The sequence below is a fragment of the Pseudomonas sp. Tn43 genome (assembly GCF_014192635.1).
Lineage (GTDB): Bacteria > Pseudomonadota > Gammaproteobacteria > Pseudomonadales > Pseudomonadaceae > Aquipseudomonas.
Genome location: NZ_JACHYG010000001.1, coordinates 432,653 through 453,148, shown reverse-complemented (window position 1 = coordinate 453,148; position 20,496 = coordinate 432,653). Strand labels below are relative to the sequence as shown.

General features: G+C 60.7%; 21 protein-coding genes and 1 pseudogene. 6 read left to right on the top strand and 16 right to left on the bottom strand.

Annotated features, from left to right (window positions below; translation table 11 throughout):
- Nucleotides 1–129: 129 nt before the first annotated feature.
- From astA to FHW68_RS01990, 7 genes are all read right to left on the bottom strand, one after another.
- On the bottom strand, nucleotides 130–1,164 hold the full coding sequence (astA, locus tag FHW68_RS02020) for an arginine N-succinyltransferase (protein ID WP_095635201.1): 1,035 nt from the start codon (nucleotides 1,162–1,164) through the stop codon (nucleotides 130–132).
- A 61-nt stretch (nucleotides 1,165–1,225) separates the two neighbouring features.
- Nucleotides 1,226–2,257 (bottom strand): arginine N-succinyltransferase, encoded by a 1,032-nt coding sequence (locus tag FHW68_RS02015; protein ID WP_183678433.1) that lies wholly within the window; start codon nucleotides 2,255–2,257, stop codon nucleotides 1,226–1,228.
- A gap of 119 nt (nucleotides 2,258–2,376) precedes the next feature.
- Nucleotides 2,377–3,738: an APC family permease gene (locus FHW68_RS02010; protein ID WP_183678431.1), complete on the bottom strand. Its 1,362-nt coding sequence runs from the start codon at nucleotides 3,736–3,738 to the stop codon at nucleotides 2,377–2,379.
- 57 nt (nucleotides 3,739–3,795) lie between these two features.
- A complete protein-coding gene (locus FHW68_RS02005) occupies nucleotides 3,796–4,548 on the bottom strand; it encodes an N-formylglutamate amidohydrolase (RefSeq protein ID WP_095635198.1) in 753 nt (250 codons plus the stop codon).
- Nucleotides 4,532–5,863 carry a glutamine synthetase family protein gene (locus FHW68_RS02000; RefSeq protein ID WP_183678429.1) on the bottom strand — a complete coding sequence of 444 codons (1,332 nt, stop codon included), beginning with the start codon at nucleotides 5,861–5,863 and terminating at the stop codon, nucleotides 4,532–4,534. The genes FHW68_RS02005 and FHW68_RS02000 overlap by 17 nt, the downstream gene beginning before the upstream one ends.
- Nucleotides 5,860–6,504: an isochorismatase family cysteine hydrolase gene (locus FHW68_RS01995; protein WP_095635196.1), complete on the bottom strand. Its 645-nt coding sequence runs from the start codon at nucleotides 6,502–6,504 to the stop codon at nucleotides 5,860–5,862. The genes FHW68_RS02000 and FHW68_RS01995 overlap by 4 nt, the downstream gene beginning before the upstream one ends.
- Nucleotides 6,505–6,506: 2 nt before the next feature.
- Nucleotides 6,507–7,361, bottom strand: a complete 855-nt coding sequence (locus tag FHW68_RS01990) for a MurR/RpiR family transcriptional regulator (RefSeq protein ID WP_183678426.1) — start codon at nucleotides 7,359–7,361, stop codon at nucleotides 6,507–6,509.
- Nucleotides 7,362–7,836: 475 nt separating this feature from the next.
- Here FHW68_RS01990 and FHW68_RS01985 point away from each other — a divergent pair, with 475 nt between their 5' ends.
- A complete protein-coding gene (locus tag FHW68_RS01985; protein ID WP_183678424.1) occupies nucleotides 7,837–8,409 on the top strand; it encodes a histidine phosphatase family protein in 573 nt (190 codons plus the stop codon).
- Complete coding sequence (cobF, locus tag FHW68_RS01980; protein ID WP_183678422.1) at nucleotides 8,409–9,164, top strand: precorrin-6A synthase (deacetylating); 756 nt, start codon at nucleotides 8,409–8,411, stop codon at nucleotides 9,162–9,164. Before FHW68_RS01985 ends, cobF begins: the two co-directional genes overlap by 1 nt.
- Nucleotides 9,165–9,294: 130 nt before the next feature.
- Here cobF and ftrA read toward each other — a convergent pair.
- Nucleotides 9,295–10,251: pseudogene (gene ftrA / locus FHW68_RS01975) on the bottom strand (transcriptional regulator FtrA); the annotation flags it as partial.
- A 101-nt stretch (nucleotides 10,252–10,352) separates the two neighbouring features.
- Here ftrA and FHW68_RS01970 point away from each other — a divergent pair.
- The 3 genes from FHW68_RS01970 (at nucleotide 10,353) to FHW68_RS01960 (ending at nucleotide 12,937) form a co-directional block, all read left to right on the top strand.
- Nucleotides 10,353–10,787, top strand: a complete 435-nt coding sequence (locus FHW68_RS01970; RefSeq protein ID WP_095635192.1) for a rhodanese-like domain-containing protein — start codon at nucleotides 10,353–10,355, stop codon at nucleotides 10,785–10,787.
- Nucleotides 10,788–11,253: 466 nt separating this feature from the next.
- Nucleotides 11,254–12,033, top strand: coding sequence for an ABC transporter substrate-binding protein (locus tag FHW68_RS01965; protein ID WP_183678420.1), 780 nt, complete (start codon nucleotides 11,254–11,256; stop codon nucleotides 12,031–12,033).
- Nucleotides 12,034–12,220: 187 nt separating this feature from the next.
- Nucleotides 12,221–12,937, top strand: a complete 717-nt coding sequence (locus FHW68_RS01960; RefSeq protein ID WP_183678417.1) for an alpha/beta hydrolase — start codon at nucleotides 12,221–12,223, stop codon at nucleotides 12,935–12,937.
- Between the two features lie 11 nt (nucleotides 12,938–12,948).
- Here FHW68_RS01960 and FHW68_RS01955 read toward each other — a convergent pair whose 3' ends face one another.
- The 6 genes from FHW68_RS01955 to FHW68_RS01930 form a co-directional block, all read right to left on the bottom strand.
- Nucleotides 12,949–13,536 (bottom strand): hypothetical protein, encoded by a 588-nt coding sequence (locus FHW68_RS01955; RefSeq protein ID WP_183678415.1) that lies wholly within the window; start codon nucleotides 13,534–13,536, stop codon nucleotides 12,949–12,951.
- Between the two features lie 137 nt (nucleotides 13,537–13,673).
- A complete protein-coding gene (locus FHW68_RS01950; RefSeq protein WP_183679034.1) occupies nucleotides 13,674–13,844 on the bottom strand; it encodes a hypothetical protein in 171 nt (56 codons plus the stop codon).
- A gap of 27 nt (nucleotides 13,845–13,871) precedes the next feature.
- Nucleotides 13,872–14,786 (bottom strand): DMT family transporter, encoded by a 915-nt coding sequence (locus tag FHW68_RS01945; RefSeq protein WP_183678413.1) that lies wholly within the window; start codon nucleotides 14,784–14,786, stop codon nucleotides 13,872–13,874.
- Nucleotides 14,787–14,889: 103 nt separating this feature from the next.
- A complete protein-coding gene (locus tag FHW68_RS01940; protein WP_183678412.1) occupies nucleotides 14,890–15,666 on the bottom strand; it encodes an AraC family transcriptional regulator in 777 nt (258 codons plus the stop codon).
- A gap of 170 nt (nucleotides 15,667–15,836) precedes the next feature.
- A complete protein-coding gene (locus tag FHW68_RS01935; RefSeq protein ID WP_183678409.1) occupies nucleotides 15,837–16,634 on the bottom strand; it encodes a hypothetical protein in 798 nt (265 codons plus the stop codon).
- Nucleotides 16,635–16,835: 201 nt separating this feature from the next.
- The gene (locus FHW68_RS01930) at nucleotides 16,836–17,738 is read right to left on the bottom strand and encodes a LysR family transcriptional regulator (protein WP_183678407.1); all 903 of its coding nucleotides are present in this window, start codon (nucleotides 17,736–17,738) and stop codon (nucleotides 16,836–16,838) included.
- A 110-nt stretch (nucleotides 17,739–17,848) separates the two neighbouring features.
- On the opposite strand from FHW68_RS01930, the gene FHW68_RS01925 reads away from it, so the two are divergent.
- Entirely contained in the window at nucleotides 17,849–18,451 is a 603-nt protein-coding gene (locus FHW68_RS01925; RefSeq protein ID WP_095635187.1) for an NADPH-dependent F420 reductase, read from the top strand.
- Between the two features lie 173 nt (nucleotides 18,452–18,624).
- Here the strand turns inward: FHW68_RS01925 and FHW68_RS01920 are convergent, their stop codons facing one another.
- Both FHW68_RS01920 and FHW68_RS01915 read right to left on the bottom strand, forming a co-directional pair.
- Complete coding sequence (locus tag FHW68_RS01920) at nucleotides 18,625–19,806, bottom strand: acetyl-CoA C-acetyltransferase (protein ID WP_183678405.1); 1,182 nt, start codon at nucleotides 19,804–19,806, stop codon at nucleotides 18,625–18,627.
- An 11-nt stretch (nucleotides 19,807–19,817) separates the two neighbouring features.
- Nucleotides 19,818–20,483, bottom strand: a complete 666-nt coding sequence (locus FHW68_RS01915) for a CoA transferase subunit B (RefSeq protein ID WP_095635185.1) — start codon at nucleotides 20,481–20,483, stop codon at nucleotides 19,818–19,820.
- Nucleotides 20,484–20,496 lie beyond the last annotated feature (13 nt).

Here is a 20,496-nt window from a genome sequence, read left to right as displayed (position 1 = left end):
GCGAACCGCTCGCCATCTGATCGAAAGTCATGCAGAAGAAGTTTTAATGGCGATCAGTCCGGGAAACCGAGCTGGCAGGTTTTACGACTGCTACGCAGCCGAACGCAGGCTTCGCCAGCTCCTACCCGATCACGCCGCCACTGCCCGCTGCTGTTTGTCATGCAGCGGCACGGCACGCACCGAATTGCCGGGTTGCAATTGCAGGCGTTTGGCGGTGAGCCGGTCGACGATCAGGCTGTTGCCTACCAGCCGCGCCTGGGCGGTGGTGATGCGGCAGTTTTCCAGACGGCGATTGTGAATCAGCCACACCGGCGCCTGGTCGTCGGGCGTGCCGATGGCCAGCTCCAATCGTTGGCTGTCCCGCACCGTGCGGATTCTCGATACCGGGGCTTCGACTACCGGGCCGGCGTCGAAGATGTCGATGTATCCCTTATGGGCAAAACCCTCGGCGGTGAGGATCTTCAGCGCAGGTTCGGTGTTCGGGTGCGGCTTGCCGATCACCGCCTGGGCCTCTTCAGTGAGCAGGCAAGTGTAGAGTGGCTGGCGCGGCATCAGTTCGGCGATGAGTGCTTTGCTGCCCAGCCCCGACAAGTGATCGGCATGGCTGAAATCCATCTTGAAAAAGTGCCGGCCCAGGCTGTCCCAGAATGGAGAGCAACCTTGTTCGTCAGCACTGCCGCGCAGTTCGGCGATAAGCTTGTCGCCGAACAGGTGCGGAAATTCGGCGACGAACAGCAGGCGCCCCAGCGAAAGCAGTCGACCATTACTGCCGTGACGTTGATCGTGGCGCAGAAACAGCGAACAGATTTCCGATTGGCCGGTCATTTCGTTGTTCAGGAACAACGTGGGGATCTGGCGCGCAATGCCCAGGTCCGGCGATGAACTGACTGTCAGGCCGACCCGGTAGTTGTACCAGGGCTCGCGCAGGCCGACGGCGCCTGTCAGGGCGCTGACGCCGACCACTTGTTGATCGTCGTCTTCAAGCACGAACAGGTAATCGGCGTCCGCGCGTTCCACCTGTTCGGCAAAGGTGCGCTGGGCCCAGCGCACACGATGGGCCAGGCGCTCTTCACTGGCCGGCAGGGTGGTGAAGCCGGGGCCGGCCCGTTGCACCAGACTAAGCAGGGCGGGCAGGTCGGTGACTTTAACCGGGCGGACAATCATGGTGCAGCTCCTTCTTCGCGCCTGTTCCGGCGTTGTCGTTGGGCACGGGGCCGGTGGCGGCTCACAGGGCGATCAACCGGATAGCACTGGTGTCGGTCACCTTCAGGGCCGCGCACATCTCGGCGTTCAAGGCCACGGGTTGCCCGGCGCGATAGTCCAGCTCGGCAACGATGGCGCGGTAGTCCTTCAACGAGTCGTTGCTCACCAGATAGTTGCTCATCGGGGAACTACCGCGCGCATCGATGGCCGAGCCAGGATGCACCGTGCCGGTCTGGCTCTGGGCAATGGAGCGGATGTTCGAGGTGCGTGCGTACAACGTCGGGCCAGCGTCGAACAGGTCGATGTAGCTGTTGGTCTCGAAGCCTTCGCGTTCAAGAATGTCGAAGGCCTCTTGACCGTCAGGATGAATCCGGCCGATACAGGCCTGTGCCGCCGCCGGCAGCATAGGTACATAGATCGGGTACTGCGGCATCAGTTCGGCGAGAAACGTTCGGCTCTGCAAACCACACAGACGCTCGGCCTCGACGTACGGCAAGTCGAAGAAATGCTTGCCCAGCGCATCCCAGAACGGTGACTGGCCCTGTTCGTCGCTGTAACCAACGATTTCGGTGATCACCGCTTCGGCAAAACGCGTCTTGTGGGCAGCAATGAATAGCAAACGCGCCCGGGACAGCAATTCGGAAAACCGCGTGCGTTCCCATGCCGCGTCGATATGAAAACCCCGCAGCAAGGTGTGACCGCTGAGGTCGTGGCACAACGACAGCGCCGGCACCCCGTGCTCGATGTTCAGTTCCCGTGAGGCGCTGGTGAAATGGCGATTGCGCAAACTGTAGAACGGCTCGTTGAACCCCGCAGTGGCGAGGATTTCCGAGCAGCCGACCAGATGGCCGGTCGCGAGATCTTCCAGCACGAAGAAATAATTCTCCGGGCCTGGCACCTGAACGGCTTTGCCGAACGAAGCGCAGGAGTCGAGAATCTTCTCGCGCAGGCGTTCGGTATCGTCCGGCAAGGATGTGACCCCCACCAGGCTGTCACGCGCCAGTTGCTGCAACTGGGGCAGGTCGGTTAACTCCACTGGGCGTAAGACCAGCATGGATGTACTCCTGTATCAAAGGGTTCGGCGATTTGCACCGAACCTGACTATCACTGTCGGTTTCCACGCGTTAAATCGGCAGTCGCCTGATTTAATGTCAGACGCTGCTCTTTTTCTTGTCAGCCATTGCTTGGGTCGGTGCTCGGATCAGGCAGCGCCGTGCTGGCTCCCAGTTTGTTGAGGAAGAACAGATACACCAGCCCCAAGGCAATCCAGATCAGGCCGAGCTTTTGTGCGTCGACGCCCATGTTGTACATGATGGCCGCGACGATGCTGAAGCCGATCACCGGGCAGATCAGGTGACGGATCACCTGGCCGGACTGCTGCCGACGCCAGTAATAGTTGATGACGGTCAGGTGCAGCAACATGAAACCGCTCAGGGCGCCGAAGTTCACCAGGGAGGTGAGGATGTCCACCGAGTTGATGAACAGGTAGCAGATCACCAACGACAGCACCGCCACCAGATAGATGCTCATGTACGGGGTATTGTGTTTCGGGTGCACCTTGGCCAGCACTTTCGGCAGTTTGCCGTCCCGGGCCATGCCGAACAGCAGGCGCGAAACCGCCGCTTGCGAGGTGATCGCGACGGCTACGCCCCAAGCCAGGGCGGTGGCCACGGCGGTCAGGGTGGCCAGCCAGCTGCCGGCGGCGATTTCAGCGATTTCATAGAACGCAGTGTCGGCGCTCTTGAAGCCCAGGCCGGCGGCCAGATCGGTGGCAATCCAGGTTTGCACGACAAAGATCACGCCCATGACCAGCAATGTGATCAGCGCAGCCTTGCCGACGCTACGGCCCGGGTCGCCCTTGATCTCTTCGGCGAGGGTGGAAATCGCATCGAAACCGAGGAACGACAGCACGGCAATCGACACCGCTTGCATCAACAAGGCGAAGTTGAAGGTCTCGGGGTTGTACAGCGGCGCCAGGGTCAGTTGACCGTTACCGCCGCCGCTGTGCAGGGCATTCCAGGCGTAGAACAGGAAGATTCCCAGCACCGCCAGTTGCGCCAATAGAAAGACGATGTTCATTCGTGCGGTGAAGGTAATGCCCCGCAGGTTGACGAATGTCGCGCTGACCAGAAAGGCCAGGATGAAGCCGACTTTCGGGATATCCGGGTACAGATGATTCAGCGCCATCGCTGCGTAGACGTAGAGCAGCGGCGGAATCAGCAAATAATCGAGCAGCATCAACCAACCGGCGATAAAGCCGACATGCGGGTTGAGGCCGCGTTGTGCGTAGGAATACACCGAGCCCGCAACCGGAAAGGCCCGGGCCATGCTGCCGTAACTGAGGGCAGTGAACAGCATCGCCACCATGCCGATGATGTAGGCCAGCGGTACCATCCCCGGGGCTTCGGCGTTGACGTAACCATAGACGCCGAACGGGGCGATGGGAATCATGAAGATCATCCCGTACACCACCAGGTCCGTCAGCGACAGGCTACGTTTCAACTCTTGCTTGTAGCCGAATTCTTCTATTTCCATGAAGCCCTTCTCCTTGATTTGCAAGCAGCGGCACGCTGCGAGTGTGAAGCTGTTGTTCTACAGCAGCGGCGCCAGGTAGTCGGTCCAGCGGCCGATGTTTTCCGGTGTGCGCAGCAGGTCGTTGCGCACCTCGATCAACACCGACTCAAGCCCTCGTGCATCGCCGTGAAACGGCACGGTCATGTCGCTCAGCGGATCGACTTTGTACGGCTGATTACCCGCCACTTTCAAGGGATGCCGACGCAACCCGTCGATCACTCGCTGGGCGTACTGCTCGGCCTGTCCATACAACACGCCGACTTCCAGCACGCGTGGCTGGCCGTGATATATCGGCGTGAAACTGTGAATCCCCACCACGCGAACCGGTCGACCTTGCGCCACACGGGCGTCGATCAAGGTTTGCAGGCGTGCATGAAACGGCGTGAACAGGCAGTGCCGGCGATACTCGCGGGTGGCCTCGTCCAGAACCCGATTGCCCGGCACCTGATAAATCTCGCTCTGCACAGGAATGCTGTCCGGCGCATGGCGCGGGCGATTGAGGTCAATCAACAGCCGTGAATAGTTGGCCGCCAACAGGGTAGCGCCCAGTGCTTCGGACAAGCCCTCGGCCAGCGCCAGGGCGCCGATGTCCCAGGCGATGTGTTCGCGGGCGGCTTCATGGCTCAAGCCCAGGTCATTCAACCCGGCGGGGATAAAACGACTGGCGTGTTCACACACCAGGATCAGCGGATGCTCGGAGGCTTCCCGGCTCAGGGTGTACGCAGGCTGGGTATAGAGCCCCAGCTCGGCAGACTCAGTACAGGCGCGCATAGTGCTCACACAGATCGGCGGACGAGAGCTGTTCCGTCAGCTTCAGTTCCTCGGTTTTAAGGGCGAACCAGGTGTCCAGCAAGGCGCTCGGCAGGGCTTCTATCAGCGCCTCGCTGTTGCGCAGGCATTCCAGGGCCTGGGCCAGGGACGCGGGCAGGGCGACGATGCCGCGAGCCTGGCGTTGCTCTTCGTTCAGCGAATCGGGGACTTCATCGGTGATCGCATTCAGGGCCAGGCGCTGCTCGATGCCCAGACGCCCGGCGATCAGCAACGCGGCCATGGCCAGATGCGGCGAGGCGGTGGCGTCCATGGCGCGAAATTCCAGGTTGTACTGCGCCGCCACGGGTTTGCCGCCCAGGCTCACGGTCGGGCAAATTCGCAGCGCCGCTTCGCGGTTGCGTTGGCCGAGGCAGGCGTAGGAAGCGCTCCAGTGATGGGGCTGCAAGCGTTCGTAGGAAACCGGTGTCGGCGCGGTAAAGGCGCAGAGCGCCGGCAAATAATGCAGAACGCCGGCGGCCCAATGCTGGCCGAGGGTCGACAGACCGTTGCGGGTGTCGGCGTCGTACATCACCGGGTGGCCGGCCAGATCCTGCAAGCTCACGTGCAAGTGCACGCCATTGCACACCGCCCGGGCAGAGGTCTTGGGCGCGAAGCTCAGGTCCAGGCCCATTTGCCGGGCGATTTCACGGGTGATCTCACGCACGTTCACCGCGCGGTCGGCGGCGGCGACGCCGAGGGCGGGGCGGCAGGTGATTTCATATTGGTGCTTGCCATATTCCGGCAGGAACATCTCCGGTTCCACACCGCCGGCACGCAGTGCACTGAGCAACCAGCCGCCGAACTCGGCGCCCTGGCGCTGAGCCTCAAGAGAGAACGCCAAAGGCTCAGCCGCGCCGCTGCCGAGGTTGAATTCATGTTCGAACGCGGCGTTGATCTGCAATCCCGATTCGCCGCGATAACGCTCTACCTCGTTGCGCAGCAGTGTGCGCGGGCAGGCGCCCCACAGGCGGCCATCGGTTTCGCGAATGTCGCCGTGAATGAAGTCCAGCGCCGGGGCATTGGCATCCGGGCCGTTGTTCACGGTCACGCGGCTGCTCATGTCGGGGATCAGCCGCAAGTCGCCATAAGCGCCCCATGGATTGCTGGAGGCAATGATGTCTTGCGGGGTCAGGGCGCTGTTGGCCGGCACCCAGCCGCAGCCCGCCACTTGATAGGCCTCGAGTTCGTCCGTGGGAAAGGAACGGCCGCGGGTCACGCCGATCAGGTCGGTGGTGACGATGGTGGTCATGGGTAATGGCGACAGGCGTTCGCTCATGGCTGCATCTCCTGCAAACGACCGAGCACGGTCTGGGTGTCGGTGATCCAGCAGTAGCCTTTGATGGCGTTCAGGCAGGCGTGATGCCGTTGTTCGGTGTAGGTAGCGCAGGCATCTTCGACCAGCGTCACCAAGTAACCACGGTCGGCGGCATCGCGCACGGCCATGTCGACGCATTGGTCGGTGACGATGCCGGCGATGATCAGGTGTCGGGTTCCCAGGTTGCGCAGCACATAGTCGATGTTGGTGGAGTTGAAGACCCCGGAAGAAGTCTTGGGCAGCACGATTTCGTTTTCGATCGGCGTCAGATCATCGATGATTCGCGCTTGCGGGCTGCCCTTGGGCAGGTGCATGTCCGAGAGCTTGTGGTCCAGCGAACGGTCGCGCCCATCGGCGGTGAGGCTTTCGATGAGCGTATGCAGCACGTTTTGTCGCGCATTGCGAAAAGCACTGAGCAGCCGGCGTTGATTGGGCACCACTTGCACACGGGCGCGGGTCAGAAAATAGTCGGCTTCCGGCTGATTGAGATGCGGGTCGAACTGCGGCTCGAGCCAGGCACGCTGCATGTCCACCAGCAATAGCGCGGTGTGGTCAGCGGCAAATGGCAAATCCCGTGGTGAGTGGTGGGGGAGCGTGAACATCCTTATTTATCCTCCAGCAGGTGAGTGTCGAAGTCGGTCCGCAGGGCATCGATGCCTTCCAGGCGATCGGCCAGATCGGGGCTGCGCAGGGACAGGCAGGCCACCAGTGCTTCAACCTGGGCCAGCGCCGGAACCATCGAGTCGAAGGCCGACGTCGATTCCACCGGTGCACTGATGATCAGGTCGGCCATTTCTCGCAGCGGTGATGCATAGATATCGGTGAATAGCACGACCCGCGCATGTCGACTCTTTGCCGCATTGGCAACCCGCAGGGCCTGGGCCTGGTAGCGGCGGTAATCGAACACCAGCACCATGTCCTGACGCTGCACGTCGAACAGCCGGTCCGGCAATTGCGCGTTGTCTTCCAGGGCAAAACAGCCGGGCCGCAACAGACGCAGGTGGTTGAGCAAATAGTGGGCGAGGAAGCTGCTGAAGCGGCCGCCAAAGCAATGGATCTGATGGCGGGTGTCGAGCAGCCATTCGATGAGAATTCGTACATCTTCGGGTTGGGTCAGCGCCTGGGTCTCGACCAATGCCCGATGGGTGTTCGCCAGATAATGGCCCCAAGGGTCATCTTTATTGAGATGGGCGCGGGGTTGCAACAGGGTACTGGGGGAGCGCAGGCGGTCATCCATGTCGCGGAGCAAGGCGTCCTGAAAGTCGGCGTAACCGCTGAAGCCAAGCTTCTTCACCAGCCGCACGATGGTCGGGTCGCTGACACCGGCATGTTCGGCCAGACGTGACATCGGACCCAGTCCGTTGCGCGGGTACTGATCCAGCAAAGCGCGTACGACTTTGCGTTCCGATGGCGTAAGTTCCAGGCCGGGATCGGTGATCAGGTCTCTGAGAGGGGGCATCCGGGCTCCTGCTGGATGAGTGTGTCGGTTTCGTTTCAGAAATTGCTAAAACAGTATTTATGTAGCGTGTGCTACATGTCTAGTGAATTTTCGCGAGGATTTTCCAATCCCAGGAATCGGGCGAAACCCCCGTGCGCCGTGGGCTACGCGGATGTCGACTGAGTTTGTAGGACATCGCTCATAGCGGTGTGAGATATCGGCCCTGCTCAGGGATAAAATGGACAAGTCAAGCCGTCACTTGGTCCGTAGCAGCTGCCGAGCCCGCGAGGCTGCGTTCGGCTGCGAAGCAGTCGTAAACCCAGAACTTGCGGTGTATCAGGCAAACTGCGTCAGCCGATTAACGACTGTTTCACAGCCGAACGCAGCCTCGCGGGCTCGGCAGCTGCTACAGGGAATGCATTCTGAGCGTATTTCTTGCGGCACAATGAGCCGGTTGTCAGCGGCACTTTTCCATCCCATCCAGAGAGATTCTTCCGTGCAGGCGACCCGCTTGACCCTGATGTGCCACGCTCGAACCGTCGCACAAAAATTGGCGCGTTTTCCTACGAATGAGCCGTTGGAAATGGATTGGCATTCGGCGCAGGGTTCGCGTTGCCGCCAGTTCAAGGGTCCCCTCCGTTTACTCTGTGGCCCAGAACTGCGGACCCGACAAACCGCTGAACTGTTTGGCCACGATGTGGAGATTGTTGCGGCACTGGCGGAGTGCGATTTCGGACGCTGGAAAGGCCTGTCGATCGACGACCTGCAAGCAACTGAACCGGAGGCACTCCAGGTCTGGCTCAGTGACCCGACCTCGGCACCCCACGGTGGAGAATCGGTGGCGCAACTCGGTGAGCGGGTGGCTGCGTGGTTGAATAGCCTTGAAGCGACGCCGGGGCATGTCGTTGCCATCACCCATCCTTTTGTCATTCGCGCCGCCCTGATGCAAGTGGTGCAGGGCGCGGCGTTCAACCAGATCGACGTCGAGCCGTTGTCGGCCATCGAGTTGCGGTTCAACGGTCGCTGGCGGTTACGTTTGATGGGTACGCAACCTGAGGGAACATGCTGATGAAAAACCTTCTGGTCATTGGTGTCGGCGCCGGCCATCCCGACTACATCACCATGCAGGCGGTGAAGGCGCTGAACCGCGTCGATGTGTTTTTCCTCATGGACAAGGGTTCGAGCAAGGACCAACTGATCGAGCTGCGCCGCGAGCTCTGTGAGCGCTACATCACCGATCGCGATTACCGCTTCGTTGAAGCTCACAGCCCTGAGCGGGAGCGCGGGGATGTGGACTACAAGGCCAGCGTCGAAGACCTGAACCGCGCCAAGCAGCAGACCTTCGAGCGGCTGATCAACGAGGAAATGACCGACGACCAGTGCGCTGGTTTTCTTGTGTGGGGCGATCCTGCGTTGTACGACAGCACCATACGGATTCTGCAGGCGATTCTGGCGTCGGGCCGGTGTGTGTTCGAGTTCGAAGTCATCCCCGGTATCACCAGCGTGCAAGCGTTGGCGGCGCAACATAAAGTGCCGCTGAACCGCATCGGTCGCTCGATTGAAATCACCACCGGTCGGCGATTGGCGGCGGGGCAGGTGAGTGACGCCGATAGCCTGGTGGTGATGCTGGATGCGCAAGATGCCTACCATCAGGTGGCCGATCAGGAGACGGAGATTTACTGGGGGGCTTACCTGGGGACGCCGGATGAGATTTTGATCAGTGGCAAGCTCAAGGATGTCGCGGATGAGATCGAGCGAGTGCGCAAGGCGGCGCGCCTGGCACAGGGGTGGATTATGGATACGTATCTGTTGCGCAAGCCTTGAGATAAGGGGTGTCTGGGGTGACGCCTTCGCGGGCAAGCCTCGCTCCTACAGTGGATCTGTGGCAAGACTCCTGTAGGAGCGAGGCTTGCCCGCGAAGAGGCCCTGAATAACACCTCAACAAATCGCCTTTACCTCGCCCAAACCGCTCCCGATACACCGACGGCGGCACGCCGACCACGCTGCGAAACGCCACCCGGAAACTCTCCACCGAACGATAACCGCAGTGCTGGGCAATCTGCTCGGTGTTCTGGCGGGTGCTCTCCAGCAACTCGCGGGCACGGGCCAGGCGCTCATGTTGCAACCAGGTCTTGGGCGACAGGCCGCTGGCTTCGGTGAACCGCCGCAGGAATGTGCGTTCACTCATGGCCGCTTCGCTGGCCAGGTCGCGAACTTCCAGCGGTTGGTGCAGACGTTCCCGCGCCCATTGCATGACTCGCGACAGATCGCTGCGCGGCGTCGGGCTGACCGGTGATGGAATGAACTGCGCCTGACCGCCGGTGCGTTGCGGCGACATCACCAGGCGTCGCGCCACTGAGTTGGCCACCTGCGTGCCAAAATCCCGCGCGACCAGGTGCAGGCAGGCATCGATGCCCGCGGCACTGCCAGCCGAGGTGATCAATTGGCCTGAATCCACATAGAGCACGTCCGGGTCCACCTGAATGTCCGGATAACGCTCGGCCAGTTCCCTGGCATAGCGCCAATGTGTCGTGGCGCCGTGGCCGTCCAGCAAACCGGTGGCCGCCAGCACGAATACCCCCGAACAGATCGACAGCAATCGGGCGCCCCGGGCATGGGCCTGGCGTAGGGCGGAGAGCAAAGGTTCAGGCACCGCTGCGCTGCGATCGCGCCAGCCGGGGATGATGATAGTTCGCGCCTGTTCCAGCAGTTCCATCCCGCCGTCGGCCAGCACCTGAATGCCGCCCATGGCCCGCATCGGCCCCTGGTCGACGGCAACAATTCGATGCTCATACCAGGGGAAATCGAACTCCGGTCGCGCCAGGCCGAAGATCTCCACGGCAATACCGAATTCGAAAGTGCAGAGGCCGTCATAGGCCAGAATCGCGACCAATCCAGGGGTGGGCTGCATTTGGCGGAAAGTTCCCGGTGAGTGTCTTGTGCGCCACTGTAGCGGTAAGCGCGGGGCAGATAAAGTCTTCCCACACCCATCAAGACTTTGGAGTACAGCCCATGCGCAGCCTGGTTCGCGAAATTCCCGCCGCCCCCTCCGCCATCGCCCTGATGCACTTCAGTAACCGTCTGACCTTCGAGACCGATTGTTCCGACGTCTACGGCAGCCAACAGGCCGGCGAGGTGGATTTTGTCCTGGTCGACGTGCGTGGACCGTTGGCGTTCGAACGCGGACATGTGCCAGGCGCGATCAACATCCCCGGGCGGCTGATCACGGCTGACGTCCTGGCGGCTTATTCGACATCCACGCTGTTCGTGGTCTATTGCGCAGGGCCCCACTGCAACGGCGCTAACAAAGCCGCGGTGAAGCTGGCGGCACTGGGTTACCCGGTCAAGGAAATGATCGGCGGGGTAACGGGGTGGCTGGATGAAGGGTTTGCATTGAGTGTTTCGGTTGCACGCACCGCAACGGCGGTCATTGGTTGCGAATGCTGAAATTCAGACACAGGTGATCAACTGTGGCGGGGGGCTTGTCGGAACGCCGCATCGCCCCGTTGGGTCGCGAAGCGGCCCCAAACCCTGCCACCTGATTTTGTCGGATACACCGCATTAACCGGTTTACGACTGCTTCGCAGCCGAACGGAGGCAAGCCCCCTCGCCACAAAAATCCATCCAATTCCAATTTCGGCTCCGCTTCCGGCCACGTCGGCCCGGCATTGGATTCATAAGGCCCGCCCCAGGTTTTGTCTGAAACAAAGGATTGTCCTACAGCCCTTGCACCACCGTGGCGCACGCTTCAAGTACCTTGAAACCCTCGGCTGTTTTTCTATAAGTATTTGTCGCCTAAACACAATTTGCCCTTCTGAAGCCACTCTAGACTGCCCGCCACTTCGGTTTTCATCTACCGAAAGTTGCCAATCGAAAGCTGCCAATAAAAAACCTCCATACACAGGAGTTATAAATGAAGAAGCGAATGATGTTCGGTGCCCTGGCACTGTCGATGTTGTCCCTGACCGCCGTGGCCGATGACGCCAAGCCGATTCGCCTCGGTATCGAAGCCGGCTACCCGCCGTTCTCGATGAAAACCCCGGACGGCAAACTCACCGGTTTCGACGTGGACATCGGCGATGCGTTGTGTGAGCAGATGAAGGTGAAATGCACCTGGGTCGAGCAAGAATTCGATGGCCTGATCCCAGCCCTGAAGGTCAAGAAAATCGACGCAATCCTGTCGTCCATGACCATCACCGACGATCGCAAGAAAAACGTCGATTTCACCATCAAGTACTACCACACCCCGGCGCGCTTCGTGATGAAGGAGGGCACCGACGTCAAGGACCCGCTGACCGAGCTCAAAGGCAAGAAAGTCGGTGTGTTGCGCGCCAGCACCCACGACCGTTTCGCCACAGAAGTGCTGGTACCCGCCGGCATCAACCTGGTGCGTTATGGTTCCCAGCAGGAAGCCAACCTGGACATGGTCGCCGGTCGCCTCGACGCGATGCTGGCCGACTCGGTCAACCTGGACGAAGGTTTCCTGAAAACCGACGCCGGCAAAGGCTTTGCTTTCGTTGGCCCGACCTATGAAGACGCCAAGTACTTTGGCGGCGGTGCCGGCATCGCTGTGCGCAAGGGTGATAAAGAGCTGGCGGACAAATTCAACACCGCCATCACTGAAATCCGCGCCAACGGCAAGTACAAGCAAGTGCAGGACAAGTATTTCAATTTTGATGTTTACGGCCATTAATAGGCGGTAGAAAAAAGTGGCCACTGTTGACGCGGTGGCCACTTTTTTTATGCTCGCACTATTGAGATGAGAAACCTGTGGTAGCGAGCCTGCTCGCGATGGCGGCTTCAGCAACACCTGAAATGCCCCAGCATGCTTCACAGTGTTAGGCTTTGCCCCGAATCCTGCGCGCTGTGAAGGAAGGTTTATGTTGAAGTTACTTGCTCTGCTCACGCTCCTGGCGTCCACCGCCGTCCACGCTCAAACCCCGCTGCACACCGATCTGCCGCTCAAGTACCTGGAGCAGGCCCACGCTGAATCCCGCAATCAACCTCTGGTGATTTTCCTGCACGGTTACGGCAGTAACGAGCAGGACCTGTTCGACCTCAAGGATCAATTGCCGCCGCAGTACAACTACCTGTCGGTGCGGGCACCGATGACGATGGAAGAGGGCAGTTACCAGTGGTTTCGCCAGAAGGGCGAGGGCGCCTATAACGGTGAGACGGACGACCTGAAGGCCAGCGGCCAAATGCTGCGGGATTTTGTCGCACAAGCGGCGAATAAATATCACACCGATGCGGACAAGGTATTCCTGGTGGGTTTCAGCCAAGGCGCGATGATGTCCTACGAGGTCGCATTGCGTCATCCCGAGGCGGTGGGTGGAATTGCGGCACTGAGCGGGCGAATTCTGCCGGTGCTCAAGTCCGAACTCAAACCGGATGAAAAACGCCAGCAACTGGCGATTTTCATTGGTCATGGCACCGCCGACACACTCCTGCCCTACAACGACGGTACTGAAGCCGACAGCCTGTTGCAGCGCCTGTCACTCAAGCCCGAGTTTCATGCCTATCCGGGTGTCGGTCACAGCATCAGCGCCCCCGAGATGCAGGATTTGAGCGCTTGGTTGCAGCGCAAAAATCCCTGAATCGGTCGGGCCTATTTACCGCTGACGATTTGTTTCACCAGTGCTTCGTGGCCGGTTTTGTCATTGGGGCGCGAAATGATCTGAACAATGGCCATGCGCGTTCCGGAAGCGGCCATCAACGTGCTGTCCAGCGTCATGCCACCGCCCTGGGTGGCGGTGCTGTCGATCTGCCGAAGGCCCAGGCCCGTGCCTTTCTGAGTCAGGCTTTTTTCGCTGGTTTTGTTGAAATCCGGCAAGGCGTTGCGTTGCTCGGTGGCGAACGCGGACACGGTGTTGTCGAGGAATTCACCGTCGTTGTCCTTGACGTTAACGCCGCCGGGGATGGTGTTTTCCGCGGCGATCACCACGGTTTTGGTGGTCTGGTTGGTGTACATCGTACCCGTCGCCCCAGCAGTGCCGGTGGCCGCATCGCCGGCTGGCAGCGGGTTGGCGATGAAGCCCTTGGGCAGGGTGAAGGTGAACTTGCCGCCGAGCATCGAGACCTTCTCGGCCGGCGCTTTGTCGCCGGCAGTGGCCTTGGCCGCCTGCGCATTCAAGGCACCCAGGCTGGTAGTCGCCATCAGCAGCAGAACAACGGCTTTTTTACTCAATAATGACATTCAAACTCTCCAGTGGATGATCCGCGCTTTGACGGCGATCATCCCATGGAGGTCAGGAAGCACTCCAGCGCGAATGTGCTGACTGGTTACGCAGTACTGGCGAATGAGTTGGTTGTGGCGAGGGGGCAAGCGCTCTCTCAAGCATCCACCGGCCACGTCCCACGCCGCACCATCTTCCTGACCCGATCGGCACCGTTGGCGCGCACCAGCAGTTCCATGCGGGCTTTTTCGATGTCTTCGGCGCTCCACTCCTTGTCGTAATGGCGGACTACGTATTGCTTTGTTCCTTCAGAGGCAATCAGGTCCATCTCCACAGCTCCTTTACAACATTGATGTCAGGCTTTGGGCTGACCTGTTCGCGAGGTTGCGATAACGGCGCCGACGATAATCAGCAGGGCGGGAATAATCAGGAACGGGCTGGCATGGCTTTGCCCGATGGCCACCAACAGCAGGGTCGAGATCAGTGGCGCGAGGTACGACAGTGCGCCGAGCATCGACAGGCTGCCGTGCTTGGTCGCGTGATCCCAGGCAAAAAACGCCAGCCCCACTGGCCCCAGGCCGAGGCCGACGATGGCCGCCCATTGGCCGGAGTCGGGGGTGACCGAGGTCTCAAACGCCAGATGACAGACCAGACCTGCCACCGCGACCAGGCCGCAGATGCCGCCGATGATGCTGCTTGGCACTTCGTTGAAGCGCCGGTTGATGACCGAGTAGGACGACCAGACCAACGCGCAGGCGAATGCGGCCAGGTAGCCGGCCACCGGCATGTCGGCGACTTCCGCCGAAGCACGCTGCTGCATGATGAATGCGGTTCCGGCCAGCCCCAGCAGCGCACCGAGCAGTTGGCGTTTGCGTAGCTGTTCACCGGCGGTGAAGGCCGAGAGCAGCACAATCAGCAGCGGCCACAAGTAGGCGATCAGGCTGGCCTCGGCGGCTGGAGCGGCTTTGAGGGCGAAAAAATACAGCGCGTGGTAGGCGAAGATCCCGAGAAAACCGACCGCCCACACCGACCAGGGCTGGTTCCAGCTGCGAAACCCTGCCACACCGCGTCGCCCGAGAATGCACAGACTCGCCACAAACGCGACGCCGAAGCTCAGGGTCAGCAACTGAAAGGGGGGAATGCCTTCAGTAAGGGTGGTCAATAACGCCAGGCAGGACCATAGGAACACTGCGATCACACCGACGGCAGTGGCGGATGTCGCGGTCTTGGCGGACCGAAGTGTTTTGGTTGTCTGCGTCGCTTCGCTCATCTGTGCCTCGTCTGATTCTTCATGTCAGTGAGGCGATGATAGAAAGGTCTGGTGGGGAAGGTATTGACGGAAACTGCTGAAGATTTGTTCAGGCCTGCCGGATTCACGCCAAGCGTGAACTTCTGCGGACGGCGGCCGGGGTGAGGTCACGGTGCTTTTTCAGCGCATGGGTGAGGGCACTCTGATCGGCATAGCCGACCCGATGAGCGATTTCGGTGATCGACAGCGCGGTCTCGCAAAGCAGCTCGATGGCTCTGTTCAGGCGCAAGCTCGCAATGTGCGCGAAAGGTGTGGTCTTCAAGTGCTGATCGAACAACACGTAGAGGCGCCGTTCGCTGGTTCCGGCCACCCGCGCGATGCCCGTGGCGGTGAGCGCGCTGTCCAGGTTACTTTCGATACAGGCCAGGGCCCGGGCGAGCGTGAACTGGCTCTGATCGGGGATGTTTCTGGAGGGCAGCGTCAGAGAGGACAACAGCAACGTGCTCCAGGATTCGGCCACCTGAGGCGAGCTGATCAGCATCGGCGCGCTGCGGGCGGCGTAATCGAGCAAATGGCGGATTTCCGGGCGTACCGGGAAGAAGAGTTTGTCGACCAGCAGTCTGCTCGACAAATCGATATTCTGCTGCCCGCCGAAAGGCGCCGCTGGCACGTCGAGCACCAAAAAGGTATTAGCCTTCTGCGCCAGAAACGCATGACGCGCACCGGCGGGAATCACCACTCCCTGGCTCCAGTCGACTTTGCCGCCCTGGCCGTCAACCTCGATGTCCATGGCGCCGGACTGCGGTAGCACGACTTGATGGAAGTCGTGATCATGCAGCTCGACCTGACCCGAATACGAACGCAGGGCCAGTGAAACCGATGGGCTATCGTTGCTGCTCAATACGCCTCTCCGTTGGCTGAAGTTCGCATCATGCCTGAGTCACCGAACTCTGTGCCACCCTCGCAATCGTTCAAGAAAAACGGCCTCTTCATGGGGAAAGGACGGGACGCATCATGCCGTAATGCCTGCGGTTTGTGCCGGCGTGATGTCTAACCGCTGAAAAGCCAAGGCTATCCATTCATCTTGCGCAGCTTTCGTGTTCCTGGTGCATTGTTTCCAGATCGCAAAAGCAAGCGTTTCGTGATCAACAACATTCCCATCGATACTCCCACGCCCAAAACAAACCCCTGCCACCCAAACTGCGGCAGCGCAAGCGCCAACACCAGACAAAACGCCGCAAACGAATACATCCCCGTCGCCGTCGCCCTGAGCAACGCCGCAGTAAAAGCAGGCCCACGAGTCTGTTGGGAAAACACCGCCATCACACTGCCCAGCACCGGGAATACCGCGAGCAACCCGCTCCAGCGTTCGCCGACGGTGCTGGCCAGCAACGTCACAGCCAATGTGAGCAGGGCGCCGGCCAGCATGCGCAGCAGCAGTTTGTCGGACTTCGGCGTCGGGCCTGAAACGATAGGTTGCACCGAGGGAAACAGGTACGGCGCGGCCAGTAATGCGGTGGCGGCCGCGATTACCGAGAACACCAGAGACGGCGGAATCAGCGACAGCACAATAGCCGCCAAGGCCCAGACCAGCAGCGAAATCGTCAGCGTCCACGGCCAGCTCAAACGTTGTGCAACCTGGGCGTAGGTCACGCAAAAAGCAATCATCGCGAACATTGCCGACAGCGCCGCCGTCGCGGCCTGAGCAGCGAACAGCTGGCCCTGCTCAATGGCGAGGAAGAACAGAATCGGCCCCACCACCACCGGCAACCCCGACAGCCAACCGGCCACGCTTGGGCCCCAGCGTTTTCCAGCCAGGGAAATCATCAACAGAAATCCCGGAATCACCAGCAGTTTGAGCATCAGCACGCACGCGTCTCCATTCGGTGTGAGCCGGCCACGTTAGCATTGCGGGTGATGGATTGCTCAGGGCGGTTTCTGAGTCGAGAGGTGTCTTGCCTGGCCGGGCCTCTTCGCGAGCAAGCCCGCTCCCACATTGGAACTGTGCCGATCACAAAATGTGTGATCAACCCCGATCAATGTGGGAGCGGGCTTGCTCGCGAAGAACGATTACGTGGTCTCCCGCCCAAACGCCTCGACCAGATAATCGATAAACACCCGGGTCTTGGCCGGCATCAAACTGCGGCTTGGGTAATACAACGAGATCGGCCCCGCGTCGGCATGCCAGCCTGGCAGCAAGCGCACCAGTTCGCCACGCTGAATATTGGCGGCGACATCGGGCAACACCAGCAGCGTCACTCCGAGGCCGAGCAGGGCCGCTTCGCGCATGGCGGCCGGGTCATTGAGCACGATGTTGTCACTCAGCTCGGCACTTGCTTCATTGCCCGCGCCATCGCGCATGACCCAGTGACGCAGTCGCCCGGTGCGCACGCCACGCATCACAATCCCGTTGTAACGAGCCAGGTCCGCCGGGTTGTCGGGCGGCGTGCGCCCGGCCATGTAGGCCGGGGAAGCCACTGCCACCACATGCGCCGCCGCCAACGTCCGCGAGACGACTCCGGGCGTCAGTTCGAAACCACCACCGATGGCTGCGTCATAACCTTCGGCGATCAGGTCCACCTGGCGATTTTCGAAATGCCATTCGGGACGAATCAGCGGGTAGCGCGCCAGAAATGCCGGCAACAACGGCAATACATGACCAATGCCGAACGTTGGCGCCAGGCTGACTTTGAGCACCCCCGCCGGCTCCCCGCGATCACTGGACACCGAACTGATCGCTGCCTGCAACGCTTGCAGATTGCCGCTGATACTTGCCAGAAAACGCTCCCCGGCTTCGGTCAGCGACAACTTGCGGGTCGATCGCTGGAATAGCCGCACACCGATGTTGCGTTCGAGCATCGCCACGTTGCGGCTGACGGCGGCGGGTGTCAGTGCCAGCAGCCGCGCGGCGGCGGAGAAGCTGCCGGTTTCGGCGCTGCGCACGAAAGATTCGAGGTTGGCGAGGGTTTCCATTCCGGGCACCTGCTATTAATGCTTGAAGATGATTCAAGCTATTACCCTCTAATCAAGTCGTAATGACAAGCGCAGTATTCACTCCATCAACCCACCACGGAGTGAACACCATGAGCACAATCGGAATCATCGGCGCTGGCGCCATCGGTAAAGCCTTCGCCAAAGCACTGTCCCGTCAGGGCATTGAAGTCGTCATCGCCAACAGCCGCGGCCCGCAAACCCTGGCCGCGCTGGTAGAAGAACTCGGGCCGACAGCGCGGGCCGGCACCCGTGAAGAAGCGGCCGCGCAGCCGATCGTTCTGGTCGCGGTGAATTGGTCGAAGTTACCGACGGCATTGGCCGGGCTGCCAGATTTTGACGGGCGAATTGTGATCGATGCGAACAATTCGATCGAGGCGCCATCGTTCAAAGCGGTGGATTTGCAGGGCCGTCCGTCCAGCGAAGTGTTTGCCGAATGGGTGCCCGGTGCGCGGGTCGTCAAGGCATTCAATCACCTGCAGGCGCATCTGCTTGAGAGCGACCCGAAAGCGGAGGGCGGTCGGCGGGTGCTTTTTCTCTCAGGTGACGATGCCGAGGCCAAGGCACAAGTGGCTGCATTGATCGAGCGGTTGGGGTTCTTCGGGATTGATCTGGGCGAGCTGAGTGTCGGAGCGCGGCTGGTGCAGTTTCCGGGCGGACCGTTGCCAGTCTTGAACCTGGTGAAATTCGCCTGAGGATCAGAGTTTGTGGCGAGGGGGCTTGCCCCCGTTGGGCGGCGTAGCAACCCCAAAATCTTGGATGCACCAAAGATTTTGTGAGTGCTACGCACTCAAACGGGGGCAAGCCCCCTCGCCACAGGTGTCGTTTTTCAAGTCTCATCATACAAGCGGGCTTGCTCGCGAAGCTTTTAAGCTCGTTCGATCGCCAACGCCACGCCCTGACCACCACCGATGCACAGGGTGGCGAGGCCTTTTTTGGCATCGCGCTTGATCATTTCATGCAACAACGTCACCAGCACCCGGCAACCCGAGGCACCGATCGGGTGGCCCAGGGCAATGGCGCCGCCATTCACGTTGACTTTGTTCAAGTCCCATTCCAGGTCCTTGGCCACGGCTAGAGATTGTGCGGCGAAGGCTTCGTTGGCTTCGACCAGGTCCAGTTGATCGATGGACCAGCCGGCCTTATCCAGGCAACGGCGAGTGGCCGACACCGGGCCGATGCCCATGATCGCTGGGTCGACGCCCGCGTTGGCATAAGCGGCGATTTTCGCCAGCACGGGCAGGCCGAGGGCCTTGGCTTTCTCGGCGCTCATCAGAATCACTGCAGCAGCGCCGTCGTTCAGCGAAGAAGCGTTGCCGGCAGTCACCGAACCGTCCTTCTTGAAGGCCGCTTTCAGTTTGCCCAGGGAGTCGGCGGTGGTGCCGGCCCGAGGCTGTTCATCGGTGGCGAAGGCCAGCGGATCGCCCTTGCGCTGCGGGATCAGGATCGGTGTGATCTCATCGGCAAACCGCCCGGCTTCGATGGCGGCCACGGCTTTTTGCTGGGAGGCGGCAGCGAAGGCGTCCTGCTGTTCACGGGTCAGGCTGTATTTTTCCGCCAGATTCTCGGCGGTGATGCCCATGTGGTAATCGTTGAACGCATCCCACAAACCGTCGCTGATCATCGTGTCGACGATCTGCGCGTGACCCATGCGCAAACCGGTGCGGGCGCCCGGCATGACGTAATTGGCCAGGCTCATGTTTTCCTGGCCGCCGGCGATGATCACTTCGGCATCGCCGCAGCGAATCGCCTGCGCCGCCAGATGCAACGCTTTGAGGCCCGAGCCGCAGACCTTGTTCAGGGTCATGGCCGGCACGGCGAAAGGCAGGCCGGCCTTGATCGCGGCCTGACGCGCCGGGTTCTGGCCGGCACCGGCGGTCAGCACCTGGCCCATGATCACTTCATCGACCTGCGCCGGGTCCAGCCCGGTCTGCGCCAGCAACTGGCGGATCACCGCAGCGCCGAGGTCAACGGCAGACACATTCGCCAGCGAACCCTGGAAGCTGCCGATGGCAGTGCGAGTGGCGGCAACGATTACGACTTCTTGCATGGAAAAATTCCTCACTGGGCAACGAACTGCATTTCCGGGACGTGGTCAGGCACGATCAGTTTACCAGCGGTCTTGGCGACGATTTCCTCGACGCTGACGCCCGGCGCGCGCTCCTTGAGAATGAACGCACCGTTCTTGATTTCCAGGTAAGCCAGGTCGGTCAATACGCGTTTGATGCAACCGGCGCCGGTCAGCGGCAGGCTGCAACGCGACAGCAGTTTCGACTCGCCGTCCTTGGAGGCGTGGGTCATGGTGACGATGATGTTGTCCGCACCGGCCACCAGGTCCATTGCGCCGCCCATGCCCTTGACCAGTTTGCCAGGGATCATCCACGAGGCGATGTTGCCTTCGACGTCCACTTCAAACGCACCCAGCACGGTCAGGTCGATGTGGCCGCCGCGAATCATCGCGAAGGATTCGGCGGACGAGAAAATCGACGCGCCAATACGCGCGGTCACGGTTTGTTTGCCGGCGTTGATCATGTCGGCGTCGACTTCGGCGTCGGTCGGAAAGGCGCCCATGCCGAGCAGGCCGTTTTCCGATTGCAGCATGACTTCCATGCCTTCCGGGATGTAGTTGGCGACCAGGGTCGGGATACCGATGCCGAGGTTCACGTAGTAGCCGTCCTGCATTTCGCGGGCGACGCGTTGAGCCATTTGTTCGCGGGAAAGTGCCATTGTTGTTATTCCT